This window comes from Streptomyces sp. NPDC001714, assembly GCF_042892755.1.
Taxonomy (GTDB): domain Bacteria; phylum Actinomycetota; class Actinomycetes; order Streptomycetales; family Streptomycetaceae; genus Streptomyces.
Map to the genome: position 1 here is coordinate 181977 of NZ_JBIAUL010000003.1, position 14430 is coordinate 196406.

At 73.8% G+C, this 14430-nt stretch carries 13 protein-coding genes; 5 read left to right on the plus strand and 8 right to left on the minus strand.

Going from position 1 to position 14430, the window contains the following annotated elements; all coding sequences use genetic code 11:
- Positions 1 to 3: 3 nt before the first annotated feature.
- On the minus strand, positions 4 to 426 hold the full coding sequence (locus ACFY0P_RS09605; RefSeq protein WP_089100302.1) for a phage tail protein: 423 nt from the start codon (positions 424 to 426) through the stop codon (positions 4 to 6).
- Between the two features lie 49 nt (positions 427 to 475).
- Complete coding sequence (locus ACFY0P_RS09610) at positions 476 to 964, minus strand: hypothetical protein (RefSeq protein WP_388909146.1); 489 nt, start codon at positions 962 to 964, stop codon at positions 476 to 478.
- Positions 965 to 2162: 1198 nt separating this feature from the next.
- Here ACFY0P_RS09610 and ACFY0P_RS09615 point away from each other — a divergent pair.
- Entirely contained in the window at positions 2163 to 2405 is a 243-nt protein-coding gene (locus ACFY0P_RS09615; RefSeq protein WP_388909148.1) for a hypothetical protein, read from the plus strand.
- A 255-nt stretch (positions 2406 to 2660) separates the two neighbouring features.
- Positions 2661 to 3194, plus strand: coding sequence for a hypothetical protein (locus ACFY0P_RS09620; protein WP_388909150.1), 534 nt, complete (start codon positions 2661 to 2663; stop codon positions 3192 to 3194).
- Positions 3195 to 3988: 794 nt separating this feature from the next.
- On the opposite strand, the gene ACFY0P_RS09625 is transcribed toward ACFY0P_RS09620, so the two are convergent.
- The 4 genes from ACFY0P_RS09625 to ACFY0P_RS09640 all read right to left on the minus strand — a co-directional run bounded on the left by ACFY0P_RS09625 (position 3989) and on the right by ACFY0P_RS09640 (position 6714).
- Positions 3989 to 4159 carry a DUF6760 family protein gene (locus tag ACFY0P_RS09625; RefSeq protein ID WP_181808453.1) on the minus strand — a complete coding sequence of 57 codons (171 nt, stop codon included), beginning with the start codon at positions 4157 to 4159 and terminating at the stop codon, positions 3989 to 3991.
- Positions 4156 to 4626, minus strand: a complete 471-nt coding sequence (locus ACFY0P_RS09630; RefSeq protein WP_388909152.1) for a hypothetical protein — start codon at positions 4624 to 4626, stop codon at positions 4156 to 4158. Before ACFY0P_RS09630 ends, ACFY0P_RS09625 begins: the two co-directional genes overlap by 4 nt.
- On the minus strand, positions 4626 to 5069 hold the full coding sequence (locus ACFY0P_RS09635; RefSeq protein WP_365792379.1) for a phage tail protein: 444 nt from the start codon (positions 5067 to 5069) through the stop codon (positions 4626 to 4628). Before ACFY0P_RS09635 ends, ACFY0P_RS09630 begins: the two co-directional genes overlap by 1 nt.
- A 61-nt stretch (positions 5070 to 5130) precedes the next feature.
- Complete coding sequence (locus ACFY0P_RS09640) at positions 5131 to 6714, minus strand: phage tail sheath subtilisin-like domain-containing protein (RefSeq protein WP_388909153.1); 1584 nt, start codon at positions 6712 to 6714, stop codon at positions 5131 to 5133.
- A 254-nt stretch (positions 6715 to 6968) separates the two neighbouring features.
- Between ACFY0P_RS09640 and ACFY0P_RS09645 the strand changes: the two genes are divergently transcribed.
- The 3 genes from ACFY0P_RS09645 to ACFY0P_RS09655 all read left to right on the plus strand — a co-directional run bounded on the left by ACFY0P_RS09645 (position 6969) and on the right by ACFY0P_RS09655 (position 11563).
- Entirely contained in the window at positions 6969 to 8609 is a 1641-nt protein-coding gene (locus ACFY0P_RS09645) for a DUF4157 domain-containing protein (protein WP_388909154.1), read from the plus strand.
- 69 nt (positions 8610 to 8678) lie between these two features.
- Positions 8679 to 10121, plus strand: coding sequence for a hydrolase (locus tag ACFY0P_RS09650; RefSeq protein WP_388909155.1), 1443 nt, complete (start codon positions 8679 to 8681; stop codon positions 10119 to 10121).
- Positions 10118 to 11563, plus strand: coding sequence for an RICIN domain-containing protein (locus ACFY0P_RS09655; RefSeq protein WP_388909156.1), 1446 nt, complete (start codon positions 10118 to 10120; stop codon positions 11561 to 11563). The genes ACFY0P_RS09650 and ACFY0P_RS09655 overlap by 4 nt, the downstream gene beginning before the upstream one ends.
- Positions 11564 to 11731: 168 nt before the next feature.
- Here ACFY0P_RS09655 and ACFY0P_RS09660 read toward each other — a convergent pair whose 3' ends face one another.
- On the minus strand, positions 11732 to 13699 hold the full coding sequence (locus ACFY0P_RS09660; protein ID WP_388909157.1) for an ATP-binding protein: 1968 nt from the start codon (positions 13697 to 13699) through the stop codon (positions 11732 to 11734).
- A complete protein-coding gene (locus ACFY0P_RS09665; RefSeq protein ID WP_388909158.1) occupies positions 13696 to 14355 on the minus strand; it encodes a DUF4255 domain-containing protein in 660 nt (219 codons plus the stop codon). Before ACFY0P_RS09665 ends, ACFY0P_RS09660 begins: the two co-directional genes overlap by 4 nt.
- Positions 14356 to 14430 lie beyond the last annotated feature (75 nt).

Below are 14430 nucleotides of genomic sequence, written 5' to 3' on the forward strand. Positions count from 1 at the left end.
CGCTCAGTCCGTGAATCCGTGGTGGGCGATCTCCAGGACCTCCGTGGCCACGGACGGACTGCCCGCGTCCAGGGAGGGTCCCTGCCAGCTCACCGGCAGCACGTCGAGGAGCCCCCACCGGGCCACCTCCGAGCCGTCCGCGCGCAGCGCCGTGATCTGCCCGGTGGGCCGCTCGATCCCCGTCTGCACGGACGAGATCCACTTCGCGACCTTGGAGGTGTCCGGGGTGAGCGGGCGGGTCAGCCGGATGTGGGAGAAGGTGACCCGGGTCGGCAGCTGCCACACGAACCCGTTGTTCCCGCCCTCCTGCCGCTGCTCGATCTCCACCTGCGACGACAGGCCCTCGCACCCGTTGAAGTAACCGAGGTCCTCGCCGTCGATGGAGAGGCTGAACCAGACTGTGGTTCCCGGGTCCTGGCGATCCATCGGGAGGCCTTTCTGTGGGGTGCTGCGCGGTCGTCGTGATCAAGGGCGGTCAAGGCCGGAAGTCGCGGAGCTTTCCCACGCGTTCGCGGTCGCGGCGGAGTTCGGTGCGGACGTGCCGGGTGATCCGGTCGATGATCCGGTGGACGAGGGCGTCCACCTGGAACTCGGTGAGGGCGCGCGGATCGAATCCGCCGCCCTCGACCGCCGTGTAGCCGGGCGGCGGATCGTCGGCGGCCGACGCGGAGGCGGAGTACCCGGGCGGCGGCGGGTCGTCGGAGGGCGGTGGCTGCCTGGACGTCCGGGTCCGGGGGGCCACGGCGCGGGTGGTGTGGGTGACCGGCGCCTTTTTCAGCGAGGTCGTGGGCTGGTCGACGGGGAGCGCGGTGGTGGCCGGGGCGCGCTGGACGACCAGGGATGCGACGGGGAGGGGGTTGGTGGCGGAGATCGGGGTGGTGGCGCGCAGGGGGACGGGCTGAGCGGGGGTGGCAGTGGCTGGCTTGACCGGCAGGGCGGCGGGCGGAGCTGCGGCTCGCTGCACGAAGAGGGGCAGGGGGGCCGCCGGTCCGGTGGCAGGCGGGGTGGTCGCGGGGAGCGGTGATGGTGCCCGGCGCTGCACGGCTGCAGGGCGGCCTCCGGGGCCGGGCGTGCTGGGCGCGGCGGAAGCGGCGGAGGCGACGGAGGCGACGGTGCGCTGGACGAAGGGGGGAAGGGCCGAAAGCGGTGCAGCCGTCGCCGAAGTGCCCGACGTGGCGGGGCCGGGGAGAGCCGGTGACGGCGGCGTCGCGGGACCGCTGGGGGTGGGCTGGGGCGGCTGGGCACGCTCGGCCGTCGTCGTGGGCAGGTCCGGTGCCGAGGCTCGCTGTACGGGGCGGGGCGCTGCGGTCACCGGAGGGGAAGAGGCGGCCGGCTGGTCACCCGGGGAACCACTCGACGAACCGCTCGAAGGACCAGCGGACGAACCGGCCGATGGACCAGCCGGTGAACCAGCCGATGGACCAGCCGGTGAACCAGCCGATGGACCAGCCGGTGAACCGCTCGACGAACCGCTCGACGCCGGTTTCCGCTGCACCGACGGCACGGCCGCCTGGCGGCCGGCGGACCTCGCGGCAGCCGCGCTCGCCACGGGGCCCGCGACAGGGGCGCCGAGGCCGAGGCGGGGTGCGCGGGGAGTTGTCGTACCGGCACGCTGCACGGAAGCGGACGCGGAAGCGGAAGCGGATGCGGATGCGGACGTCGGAGCAGGGCGGGCCGCCGCGGCCGGGCCCGCGGACGACGGGGCGGGCCCCTGCTCGCGCGGACCTTGCGGCGCTTGCGCATCCGGCACGGCGGCGGCGGAGGGCTGCGGGCCCTCCGTCGTCCGCCGCTGCGCGGACACCTCACGGCCACCGCTCCCGGCCGCGCGCGAAAGCGGAGCACCGAGGCCGGGTCGAGCGGCGCCCGGGGCCGTCGCGGCACGCTGCACGGGAGCCGGCGCGGAAGCGGGCGTGGCCGCCGCCGTCGAGGTGCCGGCCGCGGCGTCCTGACCGGGCTCCCCCGACGGCATCGGCACGGCAGCCGGTACGGCCCCCCTCCCTGCCGGTCGGGTCGCTTCCCGTACGGCGTCGGCCGCGCCCGCGCTCTCCCTCGTCGTTCGCTGCACGGACGCCGCGCGGCCACCGCTCGCGGCCGGGGATGCCGGGGGCCGCGCGCCAGGCGGGACGGCCGAGGCGCGCGGGACCGGAGGCGCGGCTCCCGCAGTGGGCGGGGAAACCGTGGCGGCCTCGGTGCCGGTGGCGCCGGTGGCCGCCGTGCCGGTCCTGGGCCTCGGTGCCGAAGCCGCCCCCGTACGGCCACTCTCCGGTGACGGCGGCGTGGGCCGGGCGGCCGGGCCCGTGACGGCACTGCGCTGTACGGCGGGCGCCCCGGGGCTGCCGGGCGGCGGCTCCGGAGCCGCCGCCGAGCCGCCGGGCCCGGTCGGAGCAACCGGAGTGCCGCTGTAGCGCACGGCCTGCCGCTGCACAGGGGTCCGCGCCCCGGCGCCGGACATGCCGGAAGGCCCGCCGCTGCCTGAGGGCGCGACGGACGGGGTGGGCGTTGCGGATACCGAGGGTGGCGCAGGGGCCGTGGAAGGGACAGGAGGGGGTGCCGGCGTGGGCGACGCGGGGGCCGTACGGGCCGTGGCCCCGGTCGGCGACACGGGTGCCGACGCCGTACCGCCACCGCCGGAGGACGCCCCGGCCGGACCCTGACCTGTCGTGCGCGGCCGGACAGTCGCCGGTCCGCCACCGGACGCGGACCGCTGCACGGCGGCAGGTGCCGGCGCCCGGCCGGGGGCGGCGTCCCGAGGAGCCCGCGAGGCACCTGCGGAGGCGGTACGGCCGTCACCGCGCGGGCGCGGCCAGCCCCCGCTCACCCGCACCGGATCACCGCCGCCGCCCTCGACCAGCCGCTCCACGACCCGGTCAGCCGCCGTTTCGCCGCCGGCTCGGTCACCCTCACCCGACGCCGGCACCGCGCCCTCGGCGGCCGTCACCTTCGGCGCCGACGGCAATGTACGCCGCTGCACAGCCGTCACCGACGTGCTCGCCGGCGCCTTCGTCAGCGCGCTGCGGCGCGGCGGGACGGGAGGTGCCGGCGCGACCCGCGGACCGGTGGCCGGAGCCGGAGCGACCGGAGTCGGCTGCGGCGCCCACGCCACCGGCACCGCCGCCGAAACGGCGGGTGAGGCGGCTGGGGAAGCGCCGGCCGGCGGCGTGACCGACCGCTGGACGGCGGGCATCGCCCGCTGACCCGCCCCCGCCGCGGAGGGCGCCGGTCCCTTGGCCTGGACAGCCGACGGGGCGGCCGGGCCCGGCCCGCTGTTCCCGTTCCGTACGGCTCCCGGTGTCGCCCCGGGCCGCTGCGCGGCCGCACCAGCACCGTGTCGCCCCGCCAACGGCACCCGCTGTACCGCCGGCGCCACCGATCCGGCCGAGACCGAAGATCCGGAAGACCCGGAAGGTCCCGAGCGTCCCGCCGAGCCGGCCGCATCCACGGCCCCGGCAGACCCAATGGATCCGGCGGAGCCCGCGGACTCCCGGAGCGTGGCCCGCTGCGGGTCCGTCGTGGCCGGCCGCGCAGTTCCCCGCGCCCCTGACGGGGCGCTTCCGCTCCCGACCGCCCGCAACGGCACCACCGGAACCGGCGCACGGCGGCCGGCCATCGGACCCACCGCTCCCGTCGGCCCCGCCAACGGCATGGCCTGCACCGGCCGTTCGAGGCCGGACACGGCCCCCGCGCCCGTGGTTCCCGCGCGGCCGCCACCGGCGAGACCCGCGCTCGTCTCGCCGTCCAGGACGGCGTGCGAGCGTGTGCCCATGAACGACGGGTTCTGCCAGGTCGGCAACCGGCCGCCGAATCCGGCGTCCGCGACCGGCCCGCCCGTCCCCAGCGCGCGCTGGATCGGCGGCAACCCGGACCAGGCCGCCGCCACCACGGGACGCGGCGCGTCCGCGGGAGCCTCAGGCCCGTTCCCGGAGTCGCCGGACTCGCCTGCCCCGGACCCGCGTCCGCGCCCCCGCATCCGATCCCACAGCCCCACCCGTCAGCCCTCCGCCCCTGCGGAGGCCGTCGCCCTGGTCACCAGAGACGCGATCTCCGCCGTGTAGCGGCGGCGGTCGGCGTGCTCCAGGTCCAGGATGTCCTCCAGGTTCCAGTGGAAGTGGTAGGCGACGTACGCGATCTCCTCGTGCAGCCGGTCGGTCGCGTACGTCACGATTCCCCCAGGCGGCTCCCGCCGAGTTCCACTTCGAAGGGCTCGGAGCAGTGCGGGCAGTTGACCGCGGCCCGGGTGTGTCCCTCGGCGTTGATCTGGCGGTAGAAGTCCTGGAGGAACGCCAGGTCGGAGGCGAACATGTTCTCCACGATCCCGTCGTGGACGAGCGGGAGCGTGCCGAGGCGGGTGATGACCCGGCCCAGCAGCACCACCGACAGGAACGCGGGGTTCTCCTGGACCCGGACGTCCCGCAGCGGGACCAGCTCGTCCCGGGCCGTCGACAGGCGCATCACGCCGTCGCGGTGGACGGTGCCCTGCTCGTCGACGTACCCGCGCGGGAGCTGGAACGGGAACTCCGTGCGCAGCACCTCGACGGGCGTCTCCGGTTGCTGGGGGGCCTGGGGCACCGCCGCCTCCGGTGCGAGCGGCGCCCCCACGCCCTGGGCCCTGACAGCCGAACGCCTCATTACTCGATGACCAGTTCTTCGAACGTGATGGTCACCGTCTCGGTCAGCGCGGACGCCTCGCCCGCCTTCACCGTGCTGGTGTCGATCTTGCTGCACCAGGCGTTGCGCAGGTTGTAGCGCTTCACGGGGTTGTTCTGGAAGTCCATCATGATGATGGAGGCGTTCTTGCGGGCCGTGGTCATCTGGCCGTTGATCGACTCGTTGATCCACTGGGTGAACGACGAGGACTGGGTCATACCGCGGACGACCGTGCAGGTGCCGTTCTTCTTCACGCCCGGCAGGTTGCGGACGTGGTTCTTCCCGTCCGGCGTGTTCTGCTGGTAGGTGATGACGTCCTGTTCCATCGTCATGCCGCTGACCTCGGCGAGGTACTCGACCATCACGCCGTCGATCTGCAGGCCGAAATTGTGCGATGTGAGGGCGTCACCCGGCTGGAGACTCATGTGTTACTGCCCGTTCTTCTCAAGGTGCCGTGACAACAAGGGGGTTGGGGCCGAGGGCCGGCTACTCCTGCAGCTCGCCGCTGCCGCTGCTGAACTGGGCCAGCCGGAAGATCACGAACTCGGCGGGCTTGACCGGCGCGATGCCGATCTCGCAGATCACGCGGCCGACGTCGACCGACTCCGGCGGGTTGGTCTCCTCGTCGCACTTGACGTAGTACGCCTCCTCGGGCCGCTGCCCGAACAGGGCGCCGCTGCGCCACTCGTTGACCAGGAACGCGGAGATGTTGCGCCGGATCCGGGCCCAGAGGTTGTGGTCGTTGGGCTCGAAGACCACCCACTGGGTGCCGATCAGGATCGACTCCTCCAGGTAGTTGAAGTACCGGCGGATGTTCAGGTAGCGCCAGGCCGGGTCGGAGGAGAGGGTGCGCGCGCCCCAGACGCGGATGCCGCGGCCGGGGAAGGCGCGGATGCAGTTCACGCCGATCGGGTTGAGCAGGTCCTGCTCGCCGCGGGTGATCTGGAGCTCCAGGTCCACCGCGCCGCGGATCACCTCGTTCGCCGGGGCCTTGTGGACGCCGCGCTCGGCGTCGTTGCGGGCCCAGACGCCGGCCACGTGGCCGGACGGCGGGATCAGCCGGGACTGTCCGGAGGACGGGTCGAAGGTCTTGATCCAGGGGTAGTACAGGGCCGCGTACTTGGAGTCGTAGCCGGCCGTCTCCTGGCGCCAGACCCGGATCTGGCGGGCGTTGAGGCCCGGCGGCGGGTCGATGACGGCGACCCGGTCGCCCATCAGCTCGCAGTGCGCGATCAGGCCGAGCTGGACGGCCTTGACGGCCTCCAGGTCGATCGCGCCCCGCTGGTAGGCGGCCATCAGGTCGGGGACGGCGACCATGGACACCTCGTCGACGGCCTCCAGGCCGCCGAAGCCGGTGCGGTCGGCCGAGTCGCCGAGGTACTCGGCGGGACCGGGGTGCGAGCCGGCGCCCGCGACGGGGGACGCGGACGCCGGCGTCTGGGTCGGGGCCACAAGGGCCACCGTCTGGTTCTCCGGCCGGGCCAGCTGCGCGGCGGGCGCGGCCTCGGTCACGGTGATGAGCTTGGAGCGCTCCTTGACCTGGGTGACCACGTAGTTGCGGCCGCCCTTCTTCGCGGTCACGTCGAAGGTCTCGGCGGTCTTGCCGCCGTCCTTGACGACCAGCTTGAAGCGTTCGGCGGGGCCCTCGCCCTCCGGGTCGGCGACCTCGACGCTCAGGTCGCCGGAGGCGATGGCGCTGACGGTGAAGGTGCCGAGCTGCTTGGCCTCGCCGGGCGGCAGGGCGGCCGGGGCGGCCGTACTCCCGACGGCGGCAGGCGCGTTGACGGTGCCCTCGGCGTCTTCCCTGCTGCCGCCGACACGGACCACGTAGGCCGCCGTGCCGCCGTTGTTGAAGAAGCCGTAGACGGAGTGCGCGAGGTAGTACCCGTCGGTGAACTCACCGAAGGACGCGACGTACTGCGTCCAGTTGGTCACCAGCGTCGGCTCGTTCAGCGGACCGGTCGGGGCCAGGCCCACGAAGGCCGCCACCGACGTGCCCACCCCCTCGATGGGGCGCGAGCCGCTGGCCACCTCCTCGACGTAGACGCCGGGCGACAGGTAGGACGGCATGCTCTGCTCTCCTCGGGGTACGAGACAGGAACGCTTCCCACCCTCACGCGCGAGGCGCGGGCACGGAAACGTCCTCCGGTGCCGTGCCGGGGGCAACCTCCTTGCCCGGACGGGCAGTCCGGGCCGCCCCGCAGCCCTTCGGCCACCAGGTCTGCCCGCGATGCTGCCCGTTCGGGCCTTACCCGGGCCGCCGGGGTCCAGTAGCGGTGGAGGGTCAGCCGTCCGAAGGTGATCCGAAGGCGAAGGGAAGTGCCGTGCGCGCACACGCAACACGGGACGAGCGGGGCAGCGACGCGGAGCGGGCCCGTCCCGTGGTGCCGCCCACCACACCGGCGCAGCGGATGCCGGCCCTCCAGCGGGCGGCGGGCAACGCCGCGGTGGCCCGTGCCCTGAGCGAGGAACGGCATGTGCACGACGCCGGCTGCGGGCACGGCCCTTCGGTGCAGCGCTCCGCCGTGCACGACGTGCTGCGCTCGCCGGGGCGTCCGCTGGACGGGCCGCTGAAGCAGGAGATGGAGGGCAGGTTCGGCGGCGAGGACTTCGGCTCGGTACGCATGCACTCGGACGCGGCGGCGCTGGACTCGGCGGCGGAGATCGGGGCGGAGGCCTACACCTCGGGCTCCCACATCGTCTGGGACGGCAAGGACAAGACCGTCCTCGCGGAGGAGCTGCACCACACCCGCCAGCAGGCGCGGGGCGACGTGCCCGGCACCGAGCAGGTGCCCGGCCTGCGGATCTCCGACCCCGGCGACTGGGCCGAGACGGAGGCCCGCCAGGTCGCCCGGAGTGTGATGAGCGGACCGGCGCCGGCCGTGCAGCGGGCCGCGGCCGGGGAGACCGCCGGCGCGGACCGGGTCGGGACGGTCGTCCAGCGGTCGCCCTCGACCAGCGGCGGCCGGGTGACCAAGGGCAAGGGGCGGGGCGGGGCCAAGAAGGGCGTCTCGCCCGCGGAGGCCGTCCGGGACGCGCTGGTCGCCCTCGGCTGGCAGGCCCACGGAGCGAACCAGAGCCTCACCCTCCACCTTCCGCAGGCCGCGCAGGCGGGGCAGACCGGGGCCACCGCCGGCTCGACGAAGGCCTCCCAGATCTACGGCGGCTCGGCCAACGTGATGGGCAAGCGCAGTTACGAGGGCGACCGCACCAAGCAGGTGCTGCGCTGGATCTCCACGGTCGTCAACCGCTGTCTGATCGCCGCCGGCCAGCGTCCCGAGGAGGTGCAGGCAGGCCTGTCCACGCAGCAGGGGGAGGACCAGGAGCACGAGCAGGAGGCGAAGTTCCAGCTGTACATCTCCACCAACCGGAAACGGGTGAACGAGATCGTGCGGGGCGAGGCGGGCGCGGACGCCGCCGAGGAGTACCTGCTCGGCCTGCTGGAGCGGATGGTGCCGGACGGTGCCCGCGAGGAGCGGCACACGAACAAGCTGCGCGCGCTGCTCGCCAAAAAGGCCACGGAGGAGGCGCACCACCCCGACTTCTGGCCGGTGGTGCGCTCGTTGTCCGGGGCGGTGGAGGTGCCGGTCCCGACGACGGACGGCAAGCACGCCGAGCGCACCATCATGGGCGCCGCGCCCGAGGGCAGCATGGGCCAGCACGACATCGCGGGCGTCAAACGCCCCTGCGTCAGCTGCTTCCTGGACCTCTACCAGGGCTCGGGCCGGCATCCCGGCCCGGTGTGGACGAGCGGCGCCGCGAACGCCGAGTTCGCGGACTACGCGGTGGACCAGGCGGCTGCCCTGGCCGCCCGGATCCACAACGCGATCACCGCGGCGGGCGGCACCTTCGTGTCCCTCGTGTGCGAGGAGAGCCACAACGTGGCCTGGGACCACGACACCTCCTCCGACTCCTCCGCCCCGTCCAGCGACCACGAGGCGGAACCGATGGACACCACGGTCTGACCCTCGCGGGCACCGACTTCTGCCCCTTTGACCGGTGCCCGCGCGGATCCCCCCGACTAGCGTCGGCGCGTGAGCCTGTGGACTTCCCTGGAACCCGCCTCCGCGACCGTCGACCCGGGCGCCTCGACCCGGGTACGCCTGCGGCTTCGCAACACCGGTGACGTCGTCGACGAGTACCGCTTCGAACCGGTCGGCCCCATCGCCCCCTGGACGACCGTCGAACCCGCCACGCTCCGGCTCTACCCGGGGACCACGGGCACGGTGGAGCTGACCTTCGCCCCGCCCCGCACCCCGGACGCCACGGCAGGACCGAACCCCTATGCGGTCAGGATCACGCCCACCGAGCATCCCGAGGCCGTCACCGTCCCCGAGGGCAATCTCACCATCACCCCCTTCACCGAGCTGCGCGCGGAGCTGGTCCCGCCGACGGTCAAGGGCCGCTTCCGGGGCCGCCCGAAGCTGGCCATCGACAACCTCGGCAACACCAAGCTCACCGCCTCGGTCAGCGGCAGCGACAACGGCGACCAGCTCGCCTACGACCTGCACCCCAGCAACGTCCAGATCGAACCGGGCCGCGCCGCCTTCGTGGACGCCACGCTGAAGCCCCGGCGGATCATCTGGTTCGGGCCGAAGGAGCAGCGGCCCTACCGCCTCACCGTGCAGCGGTCGGGGGTGCAGCCGGAGCCCGTCGACGGGACGTACATCCAGCGCGGCTTCCTGCCGCGGTGGCTCGCCACCCTCTTCGGCACCCTGATGGCCCTCGCCCTCGCCTTCGCCCTGATCTGGTTCAACTACAAACCCCACGTCCAGAGCCTCGCCCAGGAACAGCCCGTGGAAGCGGCGGTGAGCAGCATCGCGCCCAGCCCCTCGACGACCCCGACCCCGCCGCCGGCACCCACCGAGACACCCTCGTCGGCGCCTCCGGCGGACGCCGGCAAGGGCAACGGGGGCGGCGGAGGCGGCGGGGGCGGCGGGGGCGCGACGGCCACCGTGACCGCCAAGCCCAAGCAGGACACCGCGGCGACCGCCGTCAACCGCCTCGCCGCCGACGACCCGGCCGGCCGGCACATCTGCTACCGCTCCTACGTCCAGGGCACCGGCTGGCAGAAGCCCGTCTGCGACGGCACCATGTCCGGCACCGTCGGCAAGAACCTGCCGATCAAGGCCATCAACCTCGCGGTGTACGGCGTCCAGGGCTCCGCCGCCAACTGGTTCCACTTCGACCCCCAGTCCACCAGCGGCCAGGGCACGTGGTACCCGAACTGGACGGCGATCATCGCCGACGGCAAGGACAACTACGTCGGCAGCACCAAGGCGTCCGACCCCTACATCGAGGGCTTCGCCTTCAACGTCGGCAACGGCCAGAGCTGCAGCAGCGCGAAGGTCCGCGACCACGACTGGGGCGACCAGTGGTGCAAGGGGCCCCGCAGCGACAACAACGCACTCGATTTCGTCGGCACCCTCGACAACACGCTGTGGCTCGAAGCCTTCAAGCTGACGGTGACCCCATGACGCTCTGGACCTCCCTCGAACCGGCGTCCGCGACCGTCGACCCGGGCGCCTCCACCCGGGTCCGCCTGCGGCTGCGCAACACCGGTGACGTCGTCGACGAGTACCGCTTCGAACCGGTCGGCCCCATCGCCCCCTGGACGACCGTCGAACCCGCCACGCTCCGCCTCTACCCAGGCACCACGGGCACGGTCGAGCTCACCTTCGCCCCGCCCCGCACCCCGGACGCCACGGCCGGCCCCAACCCCTACGCGGTCCGCATCACCCCCACCGAGCACCCCGAGGCCGTCACCGTCCCCGAGGGCAACCTCACCATCACCCCCTTCACCGAGCTGCGCGCGGAGCTGGTCCCGCCGACGGTCAAGGGCCGCTTCCGGGGCCGCCCCCAACTGGCCATCGACAACCTCGGCAACACCAAGCTCACCGCCTCGGTCAGCGGCAGCGACAACGGCGACCAGCTCGCCTACGACCTGCACCCCAGCAACGTCCAGATCGAACCGGGCCGCGCCGCCTTCGTCAAGGCCACCCTCAAGCCCCGGCGGATCATCTGGTTCGGCCCGAAGGAGCAGCGGCCCTACCGCCTCACCGTGCAGCGGTCGGGCGTCGATCCACAGCCTGTGGACGGCACCTACGTCCAGCGCGGCTTCCTGCCCCGCTGGCTCGCCACCCTCTTCGGCACCCTGATGGCCCTCGCCCTCACCTTCGCCCTGATCTGGTTCAACTACAAACCCAAGGTCGGCAGCCTCGCCCAGGAGAAGGTTCAGGAGGCCGGGGTGAGCAGCATCGCCCCCAGCCCCTCGGCCGGCGCGCCCCTGGCGGCCGCACCGGCGCCCTCGCCGACCCCGACGGAGCAGCAGCCGGCCGACGACGGCAACGGCTCGTCCGGCACCCAGGCGGGCGGCGACGGCGGCCAGGCCCAGCCGGCCCCGCGGGCGACGAAGAAGAAGACCCCGAAGCCGGTCGTCCCGGCGACGAACATCCTGCTCCGCAACACGACCACCAAGAAGTGCGCGGACATCCCCGGCTACGGCAACGGCACCAGCGACGGCCCGGTGCGGGAGTACACCTGCGACCAGACCACCAACGACAACCAGCTGTGGAACCTGGAGGTGCGGTACGCGAAGGGCGGCCCCGGCTCGGCGGCGCTCTTCCAGATCCGCAACGCCAAGGACCGGTTGTGCATGGACCTGCCCGACTACGGCTCGGCCAAGCTGTCCTCGCCGATCACCGAGTACAAGTGCGACGGCACCAAGGCCGACAACCAGCTGTGGTGGGTCGACAAGCAGCCCAGCGGCGCCTACTGGATCCGCAACTTCGCCAGCGACAACCTCTGCCTGGACGTCGCGGGTTTCAGCACCGGCGGCAACGACACCAACCTGACCCTGTACCACTGCTCCAACACCGACGACCAGGAATGGCAGATCGTGCACCCGTCCGGCGACTGACAGCCCCGTCAGGGGCAGCGCCCCGTCAGGGGCAGCGCCCCGTCAGGGGCAGCGCCCCGTCAGGGGCAGCGCCCCGTCAGGGGCAGCGCACCGTCAGGGGCGCGGGGAACTGCGCGACCAGCCACGACGGCGCCGCGGCCAAACGACGACGCGCCCCCCTCCCGGCGTTCACCCCCACGTACCCGGCACCAGCCGCCCCGCCTTCCGGTACTCGCGGCGCGCACCTTCCAGCAGGTCCGCCGCACCCACGGACTCGCCCCGCCCCGCCGCGAGGTACGCCGCAGTCACCACCGCGCTCCGGATGGAACCGCCGGCGAGCTCGAACTCCGCTGCCAGAGAGCGCAGTTCGACGCCCTCCTCGTTGGGCACGTGCACCAGGCCGTGCCGCCACAGGGCCAGGCGCTGCTCCTCGTCCGGGAACGGGAAGTCGATCACGAGGTCGAGGCGGCGGGTGAAGGCCTCGTCGATGTTGGCGCGCAGGTTGGTGGTGAGCAGCGCGATCCCGTCGAAGGCCTCCAGGCGCTGCAGGAGGTAGGCCGACTCCAGGTTGGCGTACCGGTCGTGGGCGTCCTTGACCTCGGAGCGCTTGCCGAAGACGGCGTCGGCCTCGTCGAAGAGCAGCACGGCGTCGGTGCGGTCGGCCTCGGTGAAGATGCGTTCGAGGTTCTTCTCGGTCTCGCCGACGTACTTGTCGACGACGGAGGAGAGTTGCACGACGTAGAGGTCGAGGCCGAGTTCGGCGGCCACCACCTCCGCCGACAGGGTCTTGCCGGTGCCCGACTCGCCCGCGAAGAGGCCGAGCACTCCCCGTCCCCTGCCGCCGCCCGCGCTCAGCCGCCAGTCGCCGAGCACCCGGTCGCGGTGGCGGGCGCGCAGCGCCAGTTCCCGCAGTTCCGTGAGCGGCCGTTCGGGCAATACCAGGTCCCGCCAGTCGACGGCCGGCCGGATCCGGCGGGCGTGCTGTTCGAGGCCGGAGGCGGACTGCTGGCGGGCGCCCTGCCGCAGGTGGACTGCGGTCAGCGGGGTGCCGTCGAAGGCGGCGAGGGCCTGCGCGGCGCGGGCCGCCCGGGCGAGGCGCTCGCCGCCGAGGTGGTACGGGGCGACGGTGGCCGCGAGGTCGAAGCCGGGGTCGCCGGGCAGGACGGCCGCCCAGGCGTCCAGGGCGGCGGCGCGCCGGGAGGGCACCTCGAGGACGAGGGGGTCGCGGTGGTCGCACCACTGGGGGTCGTAGGGGCGGGGGGTCGTGACCAGCACGGTGACGTCCGGGGCGGCGCCGACGCTCACCACCCGCAGGAAAGGACCTGGTTGGTCGCTGTCGACGAGTACCGCGCGGCCGCTCAGGCGGGCCTCCCGCAGCAGCTCCGGGATCCGCTCCTCGGGCCCGGTGTAGTGCAGCGCCGCCCGCCCCGCGAGCCGCAGCGCGGCCGTCGCACAGCCGAGGCCCTCGCCCTCCCTCCGCTCGCGCAGGAAGGCGAAGAGCGGCCCGGCGGCGATCCGCGCGGCCAGCAGGCGGACGAACTCCGAGTCGGCGGGCCGGCTGTCGTACGACGGCTCCCGCAGGCATCCGGTCAGCGCCGCGTCCGGGGTGTCGTCGCCGAGCAGATGCGCCAGAACCCGGTCGGGGACGCGCAACGAGCGGCTGAGGAAAGGGCGTTCGGGTTCCTCGACGGTGAGCAGGCCGAGCGCGGTGAGCGGGGCGGTGGGGTGGAAGCGGGCGCGGGCCGCCGCGAGGTGCAGGGGGGCGCCGCACAGGTCGAGGGCGAGTCCGACGGTGGCGCGGCGGCGGCCGACGTCGTCGTTGAGGTAGCCGTACAGCTGCTCGAAGGTGCGGTCGAGGTCGGGGGCGAGGGCGATGAGGAGGAAGGTGGTGTCGAGGGGGGTGAGCCGCAGGCGGGTCGCGAGGGCGGCGAGCGGGTCGGCGAAACCGTCGGCCAGGGAGGGGAGTTCGGCCGGTTCCGGCTCGGGGCGCAGGAGGTGCCGTACCGCTTCCTCGGAGAGGTAGAGGCCGCGCAGCGGGTCGCCGGCCGTCGGGTCGTCGGCCGAGCGGTGGGCGACGAGGGCGGCGACCCGCTCGCGCAGCGCGGACAGCCGGGTCAGGAGCGGGGCGGCCGGCTCCAGGGAGACGTCCAGGGTCACGCCCGGCCCCTCCGGGCGGCCGCGGCCTCGGCGACCTGACCGGGCCGGTGGGCCCGCTGCTCGAGGACCGGCGCGGTGTCGTCCACCCCGGCGCGTACCCGCACGGCGGCACCCTCGGTGACCGGCGGACCGGCGTCGTACTCGGGGTAGGCCGGGAACGGCGCCGTGATCACGACGTCCAGGGACGGCTTGAGTTCGCCGCCGAGCGCCGACCAGATCTCGGCGAGGGAGCGGGCCTCGGTCTGGATGCCGGCACACGAGAGCGGGATCGTCAGACCCAGCGCGCCCAGCGAGCCCGGCAGTTCGGAGGGGTGGAGCAGCTCGCGCGGGATCAGGGTCGCGAGCACGGCGCTGATCAGCCGGTGCTCGTCCTCGGGCCGGTTGGTCCACGCCGTCACCAGGTAGGACAGCCGGAACCACCGGGGCGGCTGGCGGCGCTTGACCACGACCTCCCGCTCGTCGCGGATGTCGATGTGCCCGCGCTGCCGCCGGTTCACGTCCTCCCGGATGTCGTACAGATAGCTGTTGATCACCGGGCCGTTGCGGCGGGCCGACCAGTCGCGGGTCGGCGCGTCGAAGGAGACCTCGATGCCGGAACCCTCCAGCGCACCGCCGGTCAGCAGGTTCCGCAGCACCTGGTCCACCTCGTGGATCACGCCGTACTCACCACCCCACGGACCCGCACGGCCCCCTCGGCACTCACACCCATCCTGCCCTCCGCCCCGGCCGCC

Coding starts and splice junctions, on each gene's coding strand:
- ACFY0P_RS09630 (WP_388909152.1), bottom strand. CDS start 4,626: ATGAGGCGTTCGGCTGTCAGGGCCCAGGGCGTGGGGGCGCCGCTCGCA.
- ACFY0P_RS09635 (WP_365792379.1), bottom strand. CDS start 5,069: ATGAGTCTCCAGCCGGGTGACGCCCTCACATCGCACAATTTCGGCCTG.
- ACFY0P_RS09640 (WP_388909153.1), bottom strand. CDS start 6,714: ATGCCGTCCTACCTGTCGCCCGGCGTCTACGTCGAGGAGGTGGCCAGC.
- ACFY0P_RS09655 (WP_388909156.1), top strand. CDS start 10,118: ATGACGCTCTGGACCTCCCTCGAACCGGCGTCCGCGACCGTCGACCCG.
- ACFY0P_RS09605 (WP_089100302.1), bottom strand. CDS start 426: ATGGATCGCCAGGACCCGGGAACCACAGTCTGGTTCAGCCTCTCCATC.